The following is a 19,152-nucleotide window of genomic DNA, read 5'->3' as shown; positions in this document are numbered from 1 at the left end:
TATTAACAAGAATGGGAAAGGTAGCAATTGTTACAGACAGCAACAGTGGAATTACACAGGAGGAAAGTAAGAAATTAGGAATCCATATTCTTCCGATGCCATTCTATATTAACGGAGAATTATTCTATGAAGATATCACATTGTCCCAGGAAGAATTTTATAAAAAACTGGCAGAGGATGCAGAGATATCTACCTCACAGCCATCTCCTGGAGATGTGATGGATTTGTGGGAAGAGCTTTTGAAAAAATATGACGAAATCCTTTATATTCCGATGTCAAGTGGACTTAGCAGTTCCTGTGATACAGCCATGGGACTTGCTATGGAATTTGAAGGAAAAGTCCGTGTAGTAAATAATCAGAGGATTTCTGTTACTCAGAGACAGTCGGTTCTTGATGCGATTGAAATGGCAGAGAAAGGGATGTCTGTACAGAAAATCGAAGAAGTTCTGATGCGTGAAAAACTAGAGTCCAGTGTCTATATTACAGTAGATACACTAAAGTACTTGAAAAAAGGTGGACGTATCACACCGGCAGCTGCAGCTATCGGTACTGTGTTGAATTTAAAACCGGTTCTTCAGATTCAAGGCGATAAGCTGGATGCCTTTTCGAAAGCGCGTGGATGGAAATCTGCAAAGAAGACGATGCTTGATGCAATGGAAAAAGATTTGAAAGAACGGTTTGCCGGAGAAGAAGTACATCTCGAGGCTGCCTATACATGTTCTGTTGAAGAAGCACAAGAATGGAAAGCAGAGATAGAGGCAAGATTCCCGGGATATGAGATTGTTATGAATCCGCTGTCATTGAGTGTATCGTGTCATATTGGACCAGGGGCAAGGGCAATTGCCTGCAGTCGTAAAATTAAATTGTAATAAATGAAATTACAATTTTAATGTGTGGACTCATACAGGGAGGAAAACTATGGAGATTACTGTAAGAGAATTTCGAAGTGAGGATACGAAAGATGCAATTGCAATCTGGAATGAAGTTGTAGATCAGGGAAAAGCATTTCCACAGCTTGAGGATTTGGGAGTGGAAGACGGAGAAGCTTTTTTTAAAGAGCAGTCTTATACAGGTATTGCGGTCAACGAAAATGATGAGATCGTCGGACTTTATATTCTTCACCCGAATAATATTGGCAGATGCGGACACATCTGTAATGCCAGCTATGCAGTAAAAATTACGGTAAGAGGGCAAGGCGTTGGTAAGGCAATCGTGACGGACTGCCTGGAAAAAGCAAAAGAAATCGGTTTCCGTGTGCTGCAGTTCAATGCAGTTGTAAAAAGTAATACAACTGCACTGAAGCTTTATCAGAAGCTTGGATTTACACAGCTTGGGACAATTCCGGGTGGATTCCTGAACAAAGATGGTGTGTACGAAGATATTATTGTGCACTATAAAGAACTGTAAGTGTTATAGATCAGGTTCACGGATAATGATAATATCGTTTAACTTTAAAATGGTATTTTTTTGTGGAAGCACAGAAAGATCATCTCGTAGTACAAGAAATATGGTGATCTGCTGTGTTTCTTCCATTTCTCCGACAGTCTTTCCGGCGTAGCGCTTGTCTACAAATACTTCCGCAATTTCTTTAATGTCTGTATTTTTTAAGTCAGATGTCTCCAATTTGAATGATGTTAAGTATTTTTTCTTTCATAATAGTTCCCCAAACATATTTTTCCAGTTATTATATAGTCTGACATATCTGGGACGAAATCTCAAAATGAATTAACGAAGGAAGGGTAGTTATGAATCAGGTTAAAGTAACAGAGCGTGTACAAAAACAGTTGTTTGAATTACAGGATTTACAATATCGGGATTTTCAGGCAAAACTCTTGCCGACAATAGAGAAAGAAACGGTTATTGGTGTGCGAATGCCTGTGCTTCGCAAATTTGCAAAAGGATATGGAAAAACAGAAGAAGCAAAAGAATTCTTGAAAATTCTTCCACATCAGTATTATGATGAAAATAATCTGCACGGGCTTTTGATTGAACAGATTAAGGATTATGACAGATGTCTGGCAGAGCTGGAACGATTTTTACCATACATCGATAACTGGGCAACCTGTGATATGCTGGCAGTCAAAGTAATGAAAAATCATCTGGATACATTTATAGAAGAGGTCTGCCGCTGGATGAAATCAGACCGCACTTATACAATCCGATTTGGTATCGGTATGCTGATGCGTTATTATCTGGGAGACGAATTCCGGATCGAATATCCCAGGAAAGTAGCTTTGGTTCAGTCAGACGAATATTATGTGAATATGATGCGGGCATGGTATTTTGCAACCGCGCTCGCAAAGCAATATGACCAGATACTCCCATTTATTGAAGAGCGCAAACTAGATGTGTGGACACACAATAAGTCGATACAGAAAGCCCTTGAAAGTTATCGAATCACTCCAGAACAGAAAGTATATCTGAAAACGCTCAAAATATGAAGGTAATAGAATAAATGAAAAGAAGTAAGAAGATGAAAAATTTCCGTATAAAGAATAATCGAATATGTAATGAAAAGTAAAAAAAGAAAAGTATATTGTATTTTGGGTCTGGTCTACTTTCTGGCAGTTGTATTTGTTATGAATGATGCCTGGCTATATCAGACGCCAATTGCGAAACTTACGAAGGTTGAGACGCGGATGACCGGAGAAGGAAAAAGCACTCGTGGAACGAAGGAGAAAAAATACGAGCAGAACATTCAAGGAGTTGTTCTAAACGGGAAAAATAAAGGGAAAAAAGTTTCGTTTTCTCATGAATATACTTATACAGGTATGTTGAAGCAAGGATACCATAAAGGGGAAAAAGTTTTCCTGAATGGTTCCAAAGATGATGTTGGATCGGGAATACGAGGTGTAAAAAGGGATACTGAGATTGTCGTACTGCTTGGATTTTTACTTCTGCTTCTTCTTATTGTAACCGGAAGACATGGAGCATTGACTGTCGGGACAGTCATAATAAATCTAATTATATTTTTCGTGGGATTCTGGAAATGTGGAGACAGTTCGAATGTGTTATCGCTTTGTAACAAATTGGTAATACTTTTTGCAGCAGCTACTTTGATTGGGCTAAATGGAATTAATAGAAAAACATGGGCAGCATTGTTGTCCACATTGTGTGTGCTCGCAATGATTATGGGGATTTTTGATCTGGTAATGAGACATATGGAAGAACTGGATTACTCCACAATGGAATATCTTGGAAGCATTGATAATCCAGATGAAATGTTTCATGCAGAAATATTATTGTCCGGGTTGGGAGCTATTATGGATGTATCCGTTGCAATTTCTGCCGCTTTGAGTGAAATTGTCCGGAAAAAACCAGATGTAACATTTTTTGAATTGTTTAAATCAGGAAGAGAAATTGGATATGATATTATGGGGACGATGATTAATGTACTGTTATTTGTATTTGGCTGTGGACTTATTCCAATGTGTCTGATTCGGATGAATAACAGTGTGAGGTTCGTTACAATTATTAAACTTCATATTCCATGTGAATTATGTCGATTTTTTGTTGAGAGTATTGGTATTGTATTGGCAATACCGGTATCGATTATTATAACATCTGTTATGATGAAAATGTCTGTAAAGAAGGTGAAAAAGATATGCTGATAATACTTGGATTGATTTTGATTAGCTTGATTGTAATTGTCGGAGGAGACAGAGGAGTTGTATCTTTAATTGCCTTGGTCGGGAATTTACTTCTGCTTAGCTTTGCAATCTGGCTTATGGCAGCAGGAGTACCGGTTCTATTTGTTACGGTTGGAGCGGGAATCGTGATATCCTGCATTACATTGTTTTATCAAAATGGAACGAATGTAAAGACCTGGAGCGCATTTATTTCTGTGGCTATTACAATGCTGGTTTTATTTTTTGTCATTTATGTTGTAATATGGAGTACTGAGGCTGGTGGATTGAATGAAATCCAATCTGTTGGAGATGACATTTTATATTACAATATGGATTTGAATATCAGTATGCGAAATGTGATGGTTTCAGTTATTTTGCTCAGTACACTGGGGGCAATTCTCGACATGGCTCTGACAGTTACGACTTCTGTATATGAGGTGAAAAATCATAAATCCGAGATGAAATTTACAGAGCTTGTAGAAAGTGGAATGAAAATCGGAAGAGAAGTGATTGGAACAACGGTAAATACATTGCTGTTTGCATATCTTGGAGAATCACTATTGTTATTTACCTATTTGAAAATGCAAAATTATTCGTTGGAACTTTTGCTAAATTCAAAAATATTGTTTCAAAATTTTGCTTCTATGATTTTCGGTGCAATTGCCTGTGTAATGGTGATGCCGATTGCGGCAGTGCTAATGGCAAAAATGCTTGCTGTAAAATAGAAATTCAACTATACTGAAGAAAAGATTCTATTTTAAATGTAGGAGATAGGAAATGAAATCAATTTCTATTTATGCAGTGACAAGAAATCAGAACATAGGACAGTTACAAAAACTGGAACGGCAACTATCAGGAAGGGAGTATTTTCTGAAAATGCGTACATGGGAACTGGAGAGTATGAGATCTCTTGTCCGTGAACTGGAAGCGCATATGGATGAAGTATACGCCCTTCGTTTTTTTTATTCCTTCCAGATTCCGAGACTTGGAAAGGAATTTGATCTGCTTCAGATCAAGGACGAGCAGATTGTGAATATTGAACTGAAAAGTGGCGCAGTATCCGATGAGACGATTCGGAAGCAGTTGATTCAGAACCGTTATTATCTGTCTGTGCTGGGACGCCCGATTTATTCTTACACTTACATTAGCAGTCAGAACCGGCTTGTAAGGCTGACGAACCACGATCATATTGTGGAGGCCGACTGGCAGCAGTTGTGCGGACTCTTGAAAAATAAAAGTTCAGATTATGGTGGAGAGATTGAAGATTTATTTCAGGCAGAAATGTATCTGATTTCGCCTCTGACAGAACCTTTGAAATTTTTGCGAAAGGAATATTTCCTGACTTCCCAGCAAAGAGACATTAAGCGTCAGATTCTAAAAAGAATCCGAACAGAACATACTGGGTATTATAGTTTCAGTGGACTTCCAGGAACAGGAAAAACGCTGTTACTTTATGATATTGCCATGAAATTATCGCAGAAGCATAAAGTATGTATGATTCACTGTGGAGAGGCAGGAAAAAAATGGGAGATTCTACATGAACGATTACGACGGATTGACTTTTGGCCGGATAATCAGATAAAAAATGCAATGAACTTAGAAGATTACAGCGCTATTCTTGTGGATGAAGCGCATTTGCTTTCGACAGAAAAATTAGAGCTATTGCTGGAATGCGTGAAAGAACAGCCGGTTATATTTTCCAGTGATGTGGAAGATATGATATCCTCAAAAGAAATTGACAGAAGAGGAATGTACAGAATCGAACATTTGCCGGGGATACAGATCTTTCGCCTGACAAACCGAATCCGCGCTAATGCAGAGGTATCCTCTTTTATCCAGAATATGATGCATCTGCCAGCCGGGAAAAGTCAGAAAGGCTACCCACATATCGAAGTCGTTTATGCAAATGATTCAATAGAAGCGGAAAAATTGATAAAGAATTACAAATGTCAGGGGTATCAATATCGGGAAGAGTCATATGATGCAAATGATAATACTACCGGACAAGAGCATGCAGAGTATCTGGCAGTGGTGCTTAATGACCAGTATTATTATGACGAAGAAGGGTATCTTAGATCAAACAAGCAGGGAAGAAAAGAAATGTCTGATGTCCGAAAACTTTTTCATTACTTGAATCAGGTAAAAGAAAGTCTGGCTTTGGTCATACTTGAAAATGAAGAGGTGTATGGCAGATTACTGAATTTGCTGCAGGGAAAATAAAATAGATTTTTCAGACAATAAAAAGAAAATCACACAAAATGTCACTGAAATGTTATAATCAAAATATGTATTAATTGATCAAAATATACTGTAATCTGGCTGAGACGAGACGCCAGATTGCAGGGTGTAAATAGGAGGAATATTATGGGATTAATAAAAGCAGCTCAAGCCGCAACAGGGACGGTCATGGCAGATCAGTGGAAGGAATTCTTCTATTGTGATTCTCTTGATAACGATACACTGCTTGTAAGAGGAAAAAAGCGCACAGGAAGCCGTTCCTCAAATACAAACGGTAACGACAACATCATTTCCAATGGTTCTGGAATCGCAGTGGCAGATGGTCAGTGTATGCTGATTGTTGATCAGGGGAAAATTGCGGAAGTGTGTGCGGAGCCGGGAGAATATACATACGACACGTCTTCTGAACCAAGTATTTTTGCGGGAAATTTAAGTGACAGTATCAAAAATACATTTCTGACGATCGGAAAGAGATTCAGTTATGGCGGTGATACAGGAAAAGATCAGAGAGTCTACTATATCAACACAAAGGAAATCACAGATAATAAGTTTGGTACTGCTAATCCAGTCTGGTTCCGTGTAGTAGATAAACGCATCAATCTGGACAAAGATATTGAGATCCGCTGTAACGGAGTGTATTCCTTTAAAATTACAAATCCACTTTTGTTTTACACAAGTCTTAGCGGAAATGTGACAGAATGTTATGAAAAAAGTGAGATCATGCCGCAGCTTAAGACGGAGTTCGTAGATGCGCTGCAGCCGGCATTTGCTAAGATTGCAGAGATGGAGATACGCCCAAGCCAGATTCCGGCACATGCCACCGAGATTGGTGACGCCATGAACGAGATTTTGACGAAAAAATGGTCTGAGATCCGTGGACTTTCTATTGTGTCTGTTGCATTTAATCCAGTCACACTCAAAGAAGAAGATGCTGAGGCAATCCGTCAGGCACAAAATACATCTATGTATACAGATCCAAGCATGATGGCAGCGACACTTGGTATGGCACAGGCAGAGGCAATGAAGAATGCGGCCAGCAATCCGAATGGTGCTATGATGGGATTTATGGGAATGAATATGGCGAGCGGCGGCATGAATATCCAGGGACTCTATGACCAGGGAGCCGCTCAGAAACAGGCGCAGCAAGAGCAGCAGGTACAAAAAGAGCAGAATCAGGTAAATGGACAGAATCCACAGGCAGGTAACCCAAAAAATCTGCAAAACAAAGCAGCAGACCCGGCAGCAGGTGGAGAAACATCGTCCTGGACTTGTTCCTGTGGTCAGGTCAACAATGGCAGATTCTGTATCGAGTGTGGTAAGCCAAAACCACAGGATGACGATAGCTGGACTTGCAGCTGTGGAACGCTCAACAAAGGAAAATTCTGCATGGAGTGTGGAAAACCGAAACCGCAGAAATTACACTATCGCTGCGATAAATGTGGCTGGGAACCGGAAAATCCTGCAAATCCTCCGAAATTCTGTCCGGAGTGCGGAGATCCGTTTACAGATGACGACAGAATTTAACTCCCACAGAATTGCATAAGAAGAGACTTTGTAAGGAGAAACACGAATGTCAGAGATAAAAGAATACAAATGTCCGGCATGTGGCGGTGCCATGGAATTTGACAGCAAAAGCCAGAAAATGAAGTGTCCGTACTGTGATACAGAGATCTCCGTGGACGAATATGAATCGTTGATCGCAAAGGCAGATCAGGTAGTTGCCGCAGATGCAGCATCAGATGTCGAGACAGAACAGAAGAAGTCCGAAAACTATACTGCACATGACTGGAATCAGGATGAGATTGATAATATGGTTGTCTATATCTGTCAGTCTTGTGGCGGTGAAATCACGGCAGATAAAAATACAGGCGCTACAACTTGTCCGTTCTGCGGAAATCGTGTTGTTTTAAAAGGACAGTTTGAAGGAGCGTTAAAACCGGATTATGTCATTCCATTCAAATTAGATAAAATAGCTGCAAAAGAAGCTTATTATAAGCATCTGACAGGAAAAGCATTTATCCCGTCTGTGTTCAGACAGGAGAATCATATAGACGAGATTGTAGGTTTATATGTTCCGTTCTGGGTATTCAATATCGAATCAGAAGCTGATATATCCTATGACGCAGAAAAAATCCGTGTCTGGAAGTCCGGGGATACCGAATATACAGAACACAAATATTATAAAATCCGCCGGGGAGGCACAATCTATTTTGAACATGTGCCGGAAGACGGTTCTGTAAAAATGGATGATGCATTGATGGAATCACTGGAGCCTTATGACTTTAAAGATGCTGTACCATTTAAATCTGCGTACCTGGCAGGTTATGTAGCCGACCGATACGATGTAGACCAAGATGAATGCATGAAACGGGCGAAAAAGAGAATCAGACGGAGTACGGAAGATTCTTTTCGGGAGACTGTCAACGGATATTATGCACTTTCTACGCAGAGCAGTACAGTAAATATCCGGGATTCCAAGACCAGTTATGCCATGTATCCGGTATGGCTTCTGAATACTACGTGGAAAGGACAGAAGTACACATTTGCCATGAACGGACAGAGTGGAAAGATTGTAGGAGATTTGCCGGCGGACGAAGGTGCATTCTGGAAATATGTAGGAACAAGAGGGATTCTTATCAGTGTGATCCTTTATATCATCATGATGGTTGTCATGTTTTTGTAGGAGGGTGGGAATATGAGAGAAAATAGAATAACAAGAAAAATTTTCACCCTGCTATGTGTACTGACATTGATAGTCGGGCTTAGCATTTTGAAGATCCCGGTATGTGCTGAAGAAATTCCGCAGGATCGACAACTCCCCAGACTGGTAGACGATGCAGATCTTCTGACAGACAGTGAAGAACAGGAGCTTAACACAGAACTGGACGAAATCAGTGAAAAACAGCAATGTGATGTTGTTGTAGTGACGGAAAATTCATTAGATGGAAAAAGCGCGCAGGATTATGCGGATGACTTCTTTGATTATAATGGATATGGATACGGTGATGATGACAGCGGTGTTCTGTTTCTGATTGGAATGGACGAACGGAAATGGGCAATTACTACATACGGCTATGGTATCACTGCATTTACAGATTATGGACTGGAATATATGGAAGATGAATTCTTGTCTTATTTAAGTGATGGTGAATATTTGGAAGCATTTTCAAAATATGCCACACTTTGCGATGATCTTCTTACCCAGGCGAGAGATGGGCATCCATATGATGTAGACAGCGATGATGATAAGCCAGATGTTTTCACTATGATCTTCTGGGGCGTTGTGGATCTGCTCATAGGATTTGTTGTTGCATTCATAATGGCGCAGGTGAAGAAAAGCAAATTAAAATCTGTCAAAAATCAAGTTGCTGCCAATGCGTATAAGAAACAAGGCAGTATGAAAGTGACAACAAAAGAGGATCGATATATCAATAGTATTGTGACAAAACGCCTGATTCCAAGAGATGATGAGGATCACGGCCACAGTGGCGGAGGCGGAAGCACAACACATGTCAGTTCTTCCGGCCGGTCACACGGTGGACGAAGTGGTGGGTTTTAATATCAGCTGGGAGTCAATCCCCCAGCTGATATAGCCTCCGGCAGGGCGCACATTGTCCGGTGGACAATGGTTTTGCGCCGACCGAAACGGAGTGTAGACTTGCAGAGGCATTCTTGAATATTATACTTAAGACTTAAATCGAATAATCTGTTTTTGATATTCATTTTTATAAGATGTATGATACTTGTCTGTCACAACACTTTCGTACAGATTTGATGCAAAAATATTCTGTTCCAGCATATGGATATCTATACCGGCAGGCTGTGATAATTTCGAGATAACAGGAATGCCGGTATTTTTTTTGATAGAAGTAAGTACCCATGAGGATTCTTGGCGGAAACCAAGAAGTCTGGCATATCCACACCTGGAATCTGCTGCCTGATCCGGTACATCACATTTGCTGATGCCGAGTAAAATGTGGATCAGACATCTGCTGATGCGAGAGTAAGTTACATTTTTTGTTTTTATCAGGTCGCAGAACTGTCTGAAAGTTAAAAAATCATTTCTAAATGTGATGATCCGGTTTGCAATCTCCGGTGTAATATCCAGATATCGCGTCAGTGTATCTTTTGTTTCGGTCAAAAGCTTTGCTTTTAAAAGCAAGGAAAAATCATCTGCAAACACAGGAAAGCATTTGTGATAGTTTTCTTTAAAAATCTTGTGACAGTTTTGCGGCAGTTCCTGAAGTATATGATTAATAGCAGGAGTGTGATTCGCATTTTTTGTAAGTTCACAATCCTGTAATCCCTGCCGGAGTGCAGAGGCAGAGCTGAAAAGGCCACCGAGTGTCTGGTCATGATATCCGGCTCCTTCGCGTGTAATAGTCACCGGTTCGATGGAACTGTTCAGACAAGAAAGCGCTTTTAGATATTCAATACCCAGAATATTATTTGGCGAATCCAGAATCTTACTGATCTGTTCGGGAATACAGGATAAGGATTTGTGTTGATTTAAATATTCTATAAAAGCCAGTTTTCTTGCGGCAGGAAATGTATTTCCATTTTTAAAATGTTTTTGAAGGAGAACTTTGTAATGCGCGGGTTCCTTACAAAGAACATCGGCAATCTGTTGTATTATTTTTATTTCGCCGCACTCACTTCCAAAGCACAGATAATCTACACAGCCGAGAGCTTCAAGGAGGCTGACCGCACCGGTGGCAAAGTATTCTGCACTTCCGGTTGCGTAACAGACTGGTAGTTCTAAAACTACGTCGGCACCACATGCAAGTGCCATCTGGGTACGCAGATGCTTTGGCATGATGGAAGGAATTCCACGCTGAACATAGTCGCCGCTCATAATAATAATTGCAGCATCAGCGCCTGTGATTTTCTTTGCTTTTTCTAGATGGAATTCGTGCCCTTTGTGAAATGGATTGTATTCCGCGATAATTCCAACAATTTTCATACACTTTCTCCTTGTCACTGTTAATAAAATTTATTATACTATAACTATGTTTTGCTTGCAAATGAATGACAACAGGCAGGAGGGTATGTATGGAAGAGGAACAGATGCTGACAAAAGAACAGATTCTTGATATGCTTGATGCAGGTCAGTACAAAGAATTAAAAGAAGAACTGGGAAATATGTACCCCGTCGATATTGCCGAGACACTGGAAGATTTTGAGCAGAAACCGCTCGTTATGGTGTTCCGTCTCCTGGCAAAAGAAGAGGCTGCTGAGACATTTACTTATATGAACAGTGACATGCGCGAGGTACTGATCGGGGCACTTACCGATTCCGAGTTGGAAGAGGTCATGGAAGAGATGTATCTGGACGATACGGTCGATGTCCTGGAAGAGATGCCTGCGAATGTTGTGGATCGTCTTTTGATGGTTACCGATGAAGAGACAAGAGCCCAGATCAATCAGCTTTTGCAATATCCGGAAGACAGTGCCGGAAGTATTATGAATGTGGAGTACATTGCACTCCGCAAAGAGATGACGGTCGAAGAGTCTATTTTAAAAATCCGTCAGGTTGGTCTGAATCGTGAGACTATCTACACTTGTTATGTTACGGAAAAACGAAAACTGATCGGACGGGTCGATGTCAAAGAACTTCTGACAACCGGTGAATCCAGAACAATCGAAGAGATTATGGATACGAATGTGCTTTACGCGCATACAACAGACGATCAGGAAGATGTAGCTATGATGATCAATAAATATGGTCTTATTGCCCTTCCAATCGTGGATCATGAAATGTGCATGGTCGGTATCGTAACTGTTGACGATGCCATGCTTGTAATGCAGGAAGAGACAACAGAAGATATCAGTATCATGGCCGGTATGTCTCCAAGTGAAGAGACTTATTTTGGAACATCTGTTGTGGAACATGTAAAAAGCAGGCTTCCATGGCTGTTATTTCTGATGCTTTCTGCGACAGTGACACAGATGATCATGAACAGCTATGAAAGCGCACTTGTAGTTATGCCACAGCTTGCCGGTTTTATTCCAATGCTGACAGGAACTGGTGGAAACTGCGGTTCACAGAGTTCTACGCTGGTTATTCGTGGATTGTCTGTAGGAGAAATAGAATTTCGGGATTTATTCAAAGTTATATTTAAAGAAGTCCGGGTGGCAGCAGTGGTCAGCGTGATACTGGCAGTTGTGAATGGAATCAGGATCATTGTTATGGGACAAGGAGATGCACTCATTGCATTATCCATTGGTGGAACTATGATCTGTACCGTCCTGATTGCAAAAGTCGTAGGCTGTACGCTTCCGATGCTTGCTTCCAAGATCGGACTCGATCCCGCAATCATGGCGACCCCGCTTATTTCTACCCTTGTAGATATCAGCACGGTAACTGTATACTTTATGATCGTCAGCCATGTATTCCACTTATAATAACATTTTGTATTTAATCAGAAACAATCCCAATGTACTGAATTTAGTACGTAGATACAACTTGTCCATGCCAATCCTTTGTATTATAATGAGAACGTTGAAATAACTGAATACAAACGAAAGGAGTCTTTAAGTCATGGGATTTATTGATGATATTAAAGCGAGAGCAAAAACAAGTAAAAAGACAATTGTACTTCCGGAGACAGAGGATATCAGAACATATGAAGCAGCAGAAGCAGTTCTGAAAGAAGGAACAGCAAACCTGATCCTTGTCGGCAGCGAAGAAGAGATTGCAAAGAACAAAGGTTCTTTCGATATCAGCGGAGCCACAATCGTAGATCCTGCAAAGAGCGAGAAGACAGACGCCTACATCGCAAAACTTGTAGAATTACGTGAGAAAAAGGGAATGACAGAGGAAAAAGCAAGAGAACTTCTTCTGACTAATTATCTCTACTATGGTGTTATGATGGTTAAGATGAAAGATGCTGACGGAATGGTATCCGGAGCATGCCACTCAACGGCAGATACATTAAGACCAAGCCTTCAGATCCTGAAGACAAAACCTGGAACAAAGCTCGTAAGCGCATTCTTTATTATGGTAGTACCAGATTGTGAGATGGGTGCCAATGGAACATTCCTGTTTGGTGATTCCGGACTTGAGCAGAATCCGGATCCGGAGAAACTTGCAGCAATCGCACTTTCATCCGCAGGCTCCTTTAGACTTCTGACAGAAAAAGAGCCAGTTGTAGCACTTCTTTCACATTCAACAAAGGGAAGCGCAAAACACGCTGACGTAGATAAAGTTGTAGAGGCTACAAAGATTGCAAAAGAGAATGCTCCGGAAGGACTTCTCATTGATGGAGAATTCCAGCTTGATGCAGCAATTGTTCCGTCAGTAGGAGCATCTAAAGCACCGGGAAGCCCGGTTGCAGGAAAAGCGAATGTACTGATCTTCCCAGACCTTGATGCTGGAAACATCGGATACAAATTAGTTCAGAGACTTGCAAAAGCAGAAGCTTACGGTCCTCTTACACAGGGAATCGCAGCGCCTGTCAATGATCTCTCCCGCGGTTGCAGCGCTAAGGATATTGAGGGTGTAATCGCAATTACAGCAGTTCAGGCAATGGCAGAAGATAAATAAATTTCATATCTTTAATGATCAGCCATATGTATTTTGCACAAAAAATATGCATATGGCTGAAATTTTTTCAAATTAGGGATAGACATTAGGGACGAAAGTCCTTATTATATAAGTTAAGAATTCTAATCTAAAAGAGAGGTAAATGAAATGAATGTATTAGTAATCAACTGTGGAAGTTCTTCACTGAAGTTCCAGCTCATCAACTCTGAGTCAGAGAAAGTACTTGCAAAAGGACTTTGCGAGAGAATCGGAATTGATGGAAGCCTTACATACCAGCCAGCAGGCGGTGAGAAGGTTAAATCTGACAAAGCTATGCCTACACATACAGAGGCTATTCAGTTTGTTATCGACGCATTAACAGATGCCGAGACAGGTGTTGTTAAGAGTCTGGATGAGATTGGGGCAGTCGGACATCGTGTCGTACATGGTGGAGAGAAGTTTGCAAGCTCTGTTGTAATTACTGATGAGGTAAAAGCTGCAATTGAAGAGTGTAATGATCTTGCACCACTTCACAACCCGGCAAACTTAATCGGTATCAATGCATGCCAGAAGTTAATGCCTGGAACACCGATGGTAGCTGTATTCGATACTGCATTCCATCAGACAATGCCGGAGAAAGCTTACATGTATGGTCTTCCATATGAGTATTATGACAAATACAAAGTAAGAAGATATGGTTTCCATGGTACAAGCCACAGCTTTGTATCTAAGAGAGCTGCTGAGCTTGCAGGAAAATCTTACGATGATCTTAAGACAGTTGTCTGCCACCTTGGTAACGGTGCAAGTATCTGTGCAGTAGAGAATGGAAAATCCGTAGATACATCTATGGGTCTTACACCACTTGAGGGACTTGTAATGGGAACACGTTCCGGAGATATTGATCCGGCTATCCTTGAGTTCGTAGCTAAGAAAGAGGGACTTGATATTTCTGAGCTTATGACAATGCTCAACAAGAAGTCAGGTGTATATGGACTTTCCAACAACCTTTCAAGCGACTTCCGTGACCTTGAGAACGCAGCTAACGAAGGAAATGCTCAGGCTAAAGTAGCTCTTGAAGTATTCGCTTACCGTGTAGCTAAGTATGTGGGAAGCTATGTAGCAGCTATGAATGGTGTTGATGTAATTGCATTTACAGCAGGAATCGGAGAGAACTCAGGTACAGTTAGAAGCGCTGTTCTGAAATATCTTGGATACCTTGGAATTACAGTAGATGAGAAAGCAAATGATACTCACGGAGAAGAGATTACAATCTCTACACCAGATTCAAAAGTTCTTGTTATGGTTATTCCTACTAACGAAGAGCTTGCAATCGCACGTGAGACAGTAGCATTAGTTTAATCTAAAACTATTGTAAAAAAGTTATTGATTTGATTATTTACACCCTTCCGTCTGAATACGGAAGGGTGTATGTCTGTAATAATTACAAGATGTAGAATATTTTCCGGACAGAACAAAGTATGATGTATAGTTCGAAAAGAAGATGGGTATAAAAATATTTGGAATAATCAAAAAATAATTTCTAAAATGTAGTTGACAAACAGCTTTTCCATGATATAATAGACAGGTATGAATAGGGGTGATTAATATGTTGATTGACCTATCCAATGTCTTATCCGAACCACACAGATCTGTTGATGAGACAGTTCCATGTGAACTTAAAATATTTCGGAACGGGCTTGGTGAGTATCCGGTCACTGAAAGTTCTGATGTTCATGTAAAGATTAATTATATGGAGAACGGAAAACTTCAGATAGAAGGAACTTGCAAGCTGACTGTTGAGATTCCGTGCGACAGATGTCTGGAACCGGTGGCGACAGTATTCGATCTGAATATTTCACGCATCACAAAGGGAAATGTCACAGATGAGAGTGAAGTGGAATCAGAGGATTTAGACGAAGCAAATTATATTGACGGATATACACTCGATGTTGATCAACTGGTCGGCAGCGAGATTCTAATAGGGTGGCCGACGAAGATTCTGTGTAGCGAAGACTGTAAAGGGATTTGCAACGTATGTGGTCAAAACCTGAATCAGGGAACTTGTAACTGTGAAGATACGAGTCTTGACCCTAGAATGTCAGTTATCCGCGATGTTTTTAAGAATTTTAAGGAGGTGTAACCTATGTCAATTTGTCCAAAGAACAAATCTTCAAAAGCTAGAAGAGATAAGAGAAGAGCTAATTGGAAGATGAGTGCTCCGAACCTGGTAAAATGCAGCAAATGCGGCGAATTAATGATGCCTCATAGAGTCTGCAAGGCTTGCGGAAGCTACAACAAAAAAGAAATCATTGCTCAGGATTAATAAGCAAGAAACGCTGTAAATCTAGGGGTTGAGGCATTCCTTAACCCCGTGATAAAGCGGTATTTTCTAAAATGTACCCCACTCTGTACCCCAATTTAAACAAACGAATTTCAACGGTTATGTATAGTCCTTGTATATAAATTTTATTGATTTAACTTCGTAGCAGCTTAAAGCTGTTTTTTTTTGTGCCATTTTATATGACAACAAGATTCGTGATTGGGATTACTGTGGGTGGATATAAGGTTACTGAGCACAGGTACTATGAACGGTAACTATATAAGATTGGAAGTTAAGGATTGATAAAATGAAATTCTGTGGTATAGTAAAACCTGAGTAAAATAGAAGTAGAGGGACAGATTATGAATGACATTTTATACCGCGCAGCAGCGTATCTGCTTATTATTGCACTTGGAGTTTTTCTGAAGAAAGTCGGATTTTTTCATGAACAGGATTTCCGTACACTTGCAAAAATTTTGTTAAATATCACGTTGCCATGTGCAATTATCTATTCATTTTCAAAAGTAGATTTTCAGATTTCGCTTTTAACAGTGACAGTACTAAGTCTTTTTGTTGGAATTCTTATGATGTTTATTGCGTTTTTTACATCGAGAATGACAGGAAAAAAAGAGAATATTCCGTTTAATATTTTGAATTTGTCAGGATACAATATTGGAAATTTCTGCCTGCCGTTTGCACAGAGCTTTTTAGAGCCGCTCAGTCTTCTTGGCATCACATTATTTGATATGGGAAATGCTTTTTATTGTAACGGTGGGGCAAAGGCAGTTGCGGAAGTATTTAAAAACTCTATACATAGAATGCCGGGGACAGAGACAGATACCAAAACGCAGTTAAAAAATTCGCTGAAGACTATGGGGCGGGCATTGAGTAGATCCACTCCGTTTCTTGTTTATTTTGGGATGTTGATCGTTCTGATTCTAGGGATTCCGATTCCCAGACTTGTATTGTCGGTTACACAGATTGGCTCCAATGCCAATGCATTTACGGCGATGCTGATGATTGGGGTCGGATTCAAACTGAATATTAAAAAAGATGGAATCAGTCATGTGATCCGGATTTTGTTCACGCGTTATGCAGTGACCATATCATTTGCTGCGATTGCTTTTTTCTATCTGCCATTCCCACTGCAGATCAGACAAGCGCTTGTTCTTGCATTTTTAAGCCCGATTGCCAGCGCCTGCCCGGCTTATACAGATGCTCTGGGAGAAGATTATGAGCTTTCCAGTACAATTAATTCCATTTCGATGCTGATCAGTATCGGACTGATCACAGCTGCATTGATTGTCATGTTGTAAAGATACGTGTTGATTTTTCCGGTGATGTTTAGTAGAATATTACCAGTAGAGACAGGAGGAAATATCATGTCAGAAATTACAACAGTAGTACTGGATGCTATGGGTGGAGATAATGCTCCGGCTGCAATGATTGACGGCGCAATTGATGCCATTTCCAAGGAAAAGAATGTAAAAGTCATTCTGGTCGGTATTGAAGACGTCATAAGAAAAGGTCTGGAAGGCAAGACCTACAATCCAGAGCAGATCGAGATTGTGAATGCGACAGAAGTGATCGAGACAGCAGAGCCGCCGGTACATGCTATACGCAGGAAGAAAGATTCTTCCATCGTAGTCGGGATGAAGCTTGTAAAAGAGGGAAAAGCAGATGCTTTTGTATCTGCAGGAAGTTCAGGAGCGATTCTTGTGGGCGGACAGGTGATCGTTGGCAGAATCAAAGGTGTTGACCGTGCGCCATTAGCTCCGCTTATTCCAACGGAAAAAGGAGTTTCTCTTTTGATTGACTGTGGTGCGAATGTAGACGCCAGACCGGCACATCTTCTTCAGTTTGCCAAGATGGGGTCCATCTATATGGAGAATGTTCTTGGTATAAAGGATCCGAAAGTAGGTATCGTGAATATCGGTGCGGAAGAAGAGAAGGGCAATGCACTAGTCAAAGACACATTTCCACAGTTAAAAGAACTTCCGGGAATTAATTTTATCGGAAGTGTGGAGGCGAGAGAGATTCCACATGGCCAGGCAGATGTAATTGTCTGTGAAGCATTTGTGGGAAATGTGATCTTAAAGCTTTATGAAGGACTGGGGGCTGTTCTTGTCGATAAGATCAAAGGCGGTATGATGTCCACTCTTCGAAGCAAGATTGGCGCGTTGCTTGTAAAACCGGCGCTTAAGACGACTTTGAAGACATTCGATGCTACAGAGTACGGTGGAGCTCCGCTTCTGGGACTGAACGGTCTTGTAGTTAAGACCCATGGAAGTGCGAAAGCAAAAGAAGTGACGAATACGATCATTCAGTGTGTCACATTTAAACAACAGAATATCAGTGAGAAAATCAAAGCAAGTATTCAGGCGGAAGAAGCTGCCGCTGAATAATAGAATGAACAAACAAGCAAAAGGAGACGTAATTATGGAGTTTGAAAAACTGAAAAAAATTATTGCAGAGGTCTGTGATGTTGACGAGGACAAAATTACAATGGATTCTACATTCAAGGATGATCTGGACGCAGATTCCTTGGATGTATTCCAGATTGTTACAGCTATAGAGGATGAGTTTGAACTTGAAATCAGTGATGAAGATGCTGAGAAGATCGTGACGGTAGGAGATGCTGTTGAGCAGATCCAGAATGCAACTGGAAACAACTAAGATATTATAAGTGAGAAAGTCCGGAAAAAAGGGCTTTCTCTCTTTCTGACTATAGGAGAATGAACATGAAGAGAAATTTAAAAGAACTAGAACATAGAATCGGATATACATTTCAGGATTTTGCGCTTCTTAAGAAGGCGATGAGTCACAGCTCCTATGTGAATGAAGAGCATCTTCCGAAGTATGAATGTAATGAGCGCCTGGAATTCCTGGGTGATGCAGTACTGGAACTTGTGTCCAGTGAATTTTTATTTTTTGAACATCCGACAACTCCGGAAGGAGAATTAACAAAGACCCGCGCCAGCATGGTCTGCGAACCGGCACTCGCATTTTGTGCACGGGAGATTGAACTTGGAGAATATCTGCTTCTTGGAAAAGGAGAGGATGCAACAGGAGGAAGGAAGAGAGAATCTGTTACTTCTGATGCTATGGAGGCACTGATTGGTGCAATCTATGTAGACGGTGGTTTTGCTAATGCAAAAGAGTTTATCAACCGATTCATTTTAAAAGACCTGGAGAATAAAAAGCTCTTTTATGATAGCAAGACTATCCTGCAGGAAATTGTGCAGGCACATTTTAAAGAAGAACTTTCTTACCATCTGGTTGGGGAAGAGGGACCAGATCACGATAAAACTTTCCAGGTCGAACTTCAGATCGGAGAACAGGTCTATGGAATCGGAAAAGGACGTACAAAAAAGAGCGCAGAACAGGAAGCTGCCTACAAGACCATTCTGATGCTCCGCAAAAAGAATATAAAGTAGGTG

Annotated in this window: 20 protein-coding genes; 18 read left to right on the top strand and 2 right to left on the bottom strand. The window is 40.7% G+C overall.

Features of this window, described 5'->3' with window-relative positions; genetic code table 11:
- Positions 1-11: 11 nt before the first annotated feature.
- Together NQ560_RS08100 and NQ560_RS08095 are read left to right on the top strand one after the other, a co-directional pair.
- Positions 12-869 (top strand): DegV family protein, encoded by an 858-nt coding sequence (locus tag NQ560_RS08100; protein WP_005332578.1) that lies wholly within the window; start codon positions 12-14, stop codon positions 867-869.
- 49 nt (positions 870-918) lie between these two features.
- Positions 919-1,407, top strand: a complete 489-nt coding sequence (locus NQ560_RS08095) for a GNAT family N-acetyltransferase (RefSeq protein WP_005332579.1) — start codon at positions 919-921, stop codon at positions 1,405-1,407.
- A 3-nt stretch (positions 1,408-1,410) separates the two neighbouring features.
- Here the strand turns inward: NQ560_RS08095 and NQ560_RS15770 are convergent, their stop codons facing one another.
- A complete protein-coding gene (locus NQ560_RS15770) occupies positions 1,411-1,623 on the bottom strand; it encodes a TrkA C-terminal domain-containing protein (RefSeq protein WP_005332582.1) in 213 nt (70 codons plus the stop codon).
- A 122-nt stretch (positions 1,624-1,745) separates the two neighbouring features.
- Between NQ560_RS15770 and NQ560_RS08085 the strand changes: the two genes are divergently transcribed.
- From NQ560_RS08085 to NQ560_RS08055, 7 genes are all read left to right on the top strand, one after another.
- Positions 1,746-2,441: a DNA alkylation repair protein gene (locus NQ560_RS08085; protein ID WP_005332583.1), complete on the top strand. Its 696-nt coding sequence runs from the start codon at positions 1,746-1,748 to the stop codon at positions 2,439-2,441.
- A 69-nt stretch (positions 2,442-2,510) separates the two neighbouring features.
- On the top strand, positions 2,511-3,611 hold the full coding sequence (locus tag NQ560_RS08080; RefSeq protein ID WP_005332584.1) for a YibE/F family protein: 1,101 nt from the start codon (positions 2,511-2,513) through the stop codon (positions 3,609-3,611).
- Positions 3,605-4,354, top strand: a complete 750-nt coding sequence (locus NQ560_RS08075) for a YibE/F family protein (protein WP_005332585.1) — start codon at positions 3,605-3,607, stop codon at positions 4,352-4,354. Before NQ560_RS08080 ends, NQ560_RS08075 begins: the two co-directional genes overlap by 7 nt.
- A gap of 52 nt (positions 4,355-4,406) precedes the next feature.
- Positions 4,407-5,849: an ATP-binding protein gene (locus NQ560_RS08070; protein ID WP_005332586.1), complete on the top strand. Its 1,443-nt coding sequence runs from the start codon at positions 4,407-4,409 to the stop codon at positions 5,847-5,849.
- Between the two features lie 144 nt (positions 5,850-5,993).
- Positions 5,994-7,391 carry an SPFH domain-containing protein gene (locus NQ560_RS08065; protein WP_005332587.1) on the top strand — a complete coding sequence of 466 codons (1,398 nt, stop codon included), beginning with the start codon at positions 5,994-5,996 and terminating at the stop codon, positions 7,389-7,391.
- Between the two features lie 46 nt (positions 7,392-7,437).
- Positions 7,438-8,550, top strand: a complete 1,113-nt coding sequence (locus tag NQ560_RS08060) for a TFIIB-type zinc ribbon-containing protein (RefSeq protein ID WP_005332589.1) — start codon at positions 7,438-7,440, stop codon at positions 8,548-8,550.
- Positions 8,551-8,562: 12 nt separating this feature from the next.
- A complete protein-coding gene (locus NQ560_RS08055; RefSeq protein WP_005332590.1) occupies positions 8,563-9,426 on the top strand; it encodes a TPM domain-containing protein in 864 nt (287 codons plus the stop codon).
- 126 nt (positions 9,427-9,552) lie between these two features.
- Here NQ560_RS08055 and NQ560_RS08050 read toward each other — a convergent pair whose 3' ends face one another.
- Positions 9,553-10,830, bottom strand: a complete 1,278-nt coding sequence (locus NQ560_RS08050) for a nucleotidyltransferase (protein ID WP_005332591.1) — start codon at positions 10,828-10,830, stop codon at positions 9,553-9,555.
- 89 nt (positions 10,831-10,919) lie between these two features.
- Here NQ560_RS08050 and mgtE point away from each other — a divergent pair, with 89 nt between their 5' ends.
- The 9 genes from mgtE to rnc all read left to right on the top strand — a co-directional run bounded on the left by mgtE (position 10,920) and on the right by rnc (position 19,149).
- Positions 10,920-12,272: a magnesium transporter gene (gene mgtE, locus NQ560_RS08045; protein WP_005332593.1), complete on the top strand. Its 1,353-nt coding sequence runs from the start codon at positions 10,920-10,922 to the stop codon at positions 12,270-12,272.
- A gap of 136 nt (positions 12,273-12,408) precedes the next feature.
- Positions 12,409-13,413, top strand: coding sequence for a phosphate acetyltransferase (gene pta / locus NQ560_RS08040; RefSeq protein ID WP_005332595.1), 1,005 nt, complete (start codon positions 12,409-12,411; stop codon positions 13,411-13,413).
- 147 nt (positions 13,414-13,560) lie between these two features.
- The gene (locus tag NQ560_RS08035; RefSeq protein WP_005332597.1) at positions 13,561-14,751 is read left to right on the top strand and encodes an acetate/propionate family kinase; all 1,191 of its coding nucleotides are present in this window, start codon (positions 13,561-13,563) and stop codon (positions 14,749-14,751) included.
- A gap of 247 nt (positions 14,752-14,998) precedes the next feature.
- Positions 14,999-15,532, top strand: coding sequence for a YceD family protein (locus tag NQ560_RS08030; RefSeq protein WP_005332599.1), 534 nt, complete (start codon positions 14,999-15,001; stop codon positions 15,530-15,532).
- Between the two features lie 3 nt (positions 15,533-15,535).
- Positions 15,536-15,715 carry a 50S ribosomal protein L32 gene (gene rpmF / locus NQ560_RS08025; RefSeq protein WP_005332600.1) on the top strand — a complete coding sequence of 60 codons (180 nt, stop codon included), beginning with the start codon at positions 15,536-15,538 and terminating at the stop codon, positions 15,713-15,715.
- Between the two features lie 359 nt (positions 15,716-16,074).
- The gene (locus NQ560_RS08020; protein ID WP_005332601.1) at positions 16,075-17,028 is read left to right on the top strand and encodes an AEC family transporter; all 954 of its coding nucleotides are present in this window, start codon (positions 16,075-16,077) and stop codon (positions 17,026-17,028) included.
- Positions 17,029-17,094: 66 nt separating this feature from the next.
- Entirely contained in the window at positions 17,095-18,117 is a 1,023-nt protein-coding gene (gene plsX, locus NQ560_RS08015; protein WP_040015438.1) for a phosphate acyltransferase PlsX, read from the top strand.
- Between the two features lie 34 nt (positions 18,118-18,151).
- Complete coding sequence (gene acpP, locus NQ560_RS08010) at positions 18,152-18,388, top strand: acyl carrier protein (RefSeq protein ID WP_005336507.1); 237 nt, start codon at positions 18,152-18,154, stop codon at positions 18,386-18,388.
- A 65-nt stretch (positions 18,389-18,453) separates the two neighbouring features.
- Positions 18,454-19,149: a ribonuclease III gene (gene rnc / locus NQ560_RS08005; RefSeq protein WP_040015439.1), complete on the top strand. Its 696-nt coding sequence runs from the start codon at positions 18,454-18,456 to the stop codon at positions 19,147-19,149.
- Positions 19,150-19,152: the final 3 nt, after the last annotated feature.

Source organism: Dorea formicigenerans (genome assembly GCF_025150245.1).
Classification (GTDB): domain Bacteria; phylum Bacillota; class Clostridia; order Lachnospirales; family Lachnospiraceae; genus Dorea; species Dorea formicigenerans.
Note: the sequence above shows the minus strand (reverse complement) of the source record. Positions and strands in the feature narration are given on the sequence as shown.

Coding starts and splice junctions, on each gene's coding strand:
- NQ560_RS08055 (WP_005332590.1), top strand. CDS start 8,563: ATGAGAGAAAATAGAATAACAAGAAAAATTTTCACCCTGCTATGTGTA.
- acpP (WP_005336507.1), top strand. CDS start 18,152: ATGGAGTTTGAAAAACTGAAAAAAATTATTGCAGAGGTCTGTGATGTT.
- mgtE (WP_005332593.1), top strand. CDS start 10,920: ATGGAAGAGGAACAGATGCTGACAAAAGAACAGATTCTTGATATGCTT.
- plsX (WP_040015438.1), top strand. CDS start 17,095: ATGTCAGAAATTACAACAGTAGTACTGGATGCTATGGGTGGAGATAAT.
- NQ560_RS08065 (WP_005332587.1), top strand. CDS start 5,994: ATGGGATTAATAAAAGCAGCTCAAGCCGCAACAGGGACGGTCATGGCA.
- NQ560_RS08035 (WP_005332597.1), top strand. CDS start 13,561: ATGAATGTATTAGTAATCAACTGTGGAAGTTCTTCACTGAAGTTCCAG.
- rnc (WP_040015439.1), top strand. CDS start 18,454: ATGAAGAGAAATTTAAAAGAACTAGAACATAGAATCGGATATACATTT.
- NQ560_RS08100 (WP_005332578.1), top strand. CDS start 12: ATGGGAAAGGTAGCAATTGTTACAGACAGCAACAGTGGAATTACACAG.
- NQ560_RS08080 (WP_005332584.1), top strand. CDS start 2,511: ATGAAAAGTAAAAAAAGAAAAGTATATTGTATTTTGGGTCTGGTCTAC.
- pta (WP_005332595.1), top strand. CDS start 12,409: ATGGGATTTATTGATGATATTAAAGCGAGAGCAAAAACAAGTAAAAAG.
- NQ560_RS08030 (WP_005332599.1), top strand. CDS start 14,999: ATGTTGATTGACCTATCCAATGTCTTATCCGAACCACACAGATCTGTT.
- NQ560_RS08050 (WP_005332591.1), bottom strand. CDS start 10,830: ATGAAAATTGTTGGAATTATCGCGGAATACAATCCATTTCACAAAGGG.
- NQ560_RS08085 (WP_005332583.1), top strand. CDS start 1,746: ATGAATCAGGTTAAAGTAACAGAGCGTGTACAAAAACAGTTGTTTGAA.
- rpmF (WP_005332600.1), top strand. CDS start 15,536: ATGTCAATTTGTCCAAAGAACAAATCTTCAAAAGCTAGAAGAGATAAG.
- NQ560_RS08075 (WP_005332585.1), top strand. CDS start 3,605: ATGCTGATAATACTTGGATTGATTTTGATTAGCTTGATTGTAATTGTC.
- NQ560_RS08095 (WP_005332579.1), top strand. CDS start 919: ATGGAGATTACTGTAAGAGAATTTCGAAGTGAGGATACGAAAGATGCA.
- NQ560_RS08070 (WP_005332586.1), top strand. CDS start 4,407: ATGAAATCAATTTCTATTTATGCAGTGACAAGAAATCAGAACATAGGA.
- NQ560_RS08020 (WP_005332601.1), top strand. CDS start 16,075: ATGAATGACATTTTATACCGCGCAGCAGCGTATCTGCTTATTATTGCA.
- NQ560_RS08060 (WP_005332589.1), top strand. CDS start 7,438: ATGTCAGAGATAAAAGAATACAAATGTCCGGCATGTGGCGGTGCCATG.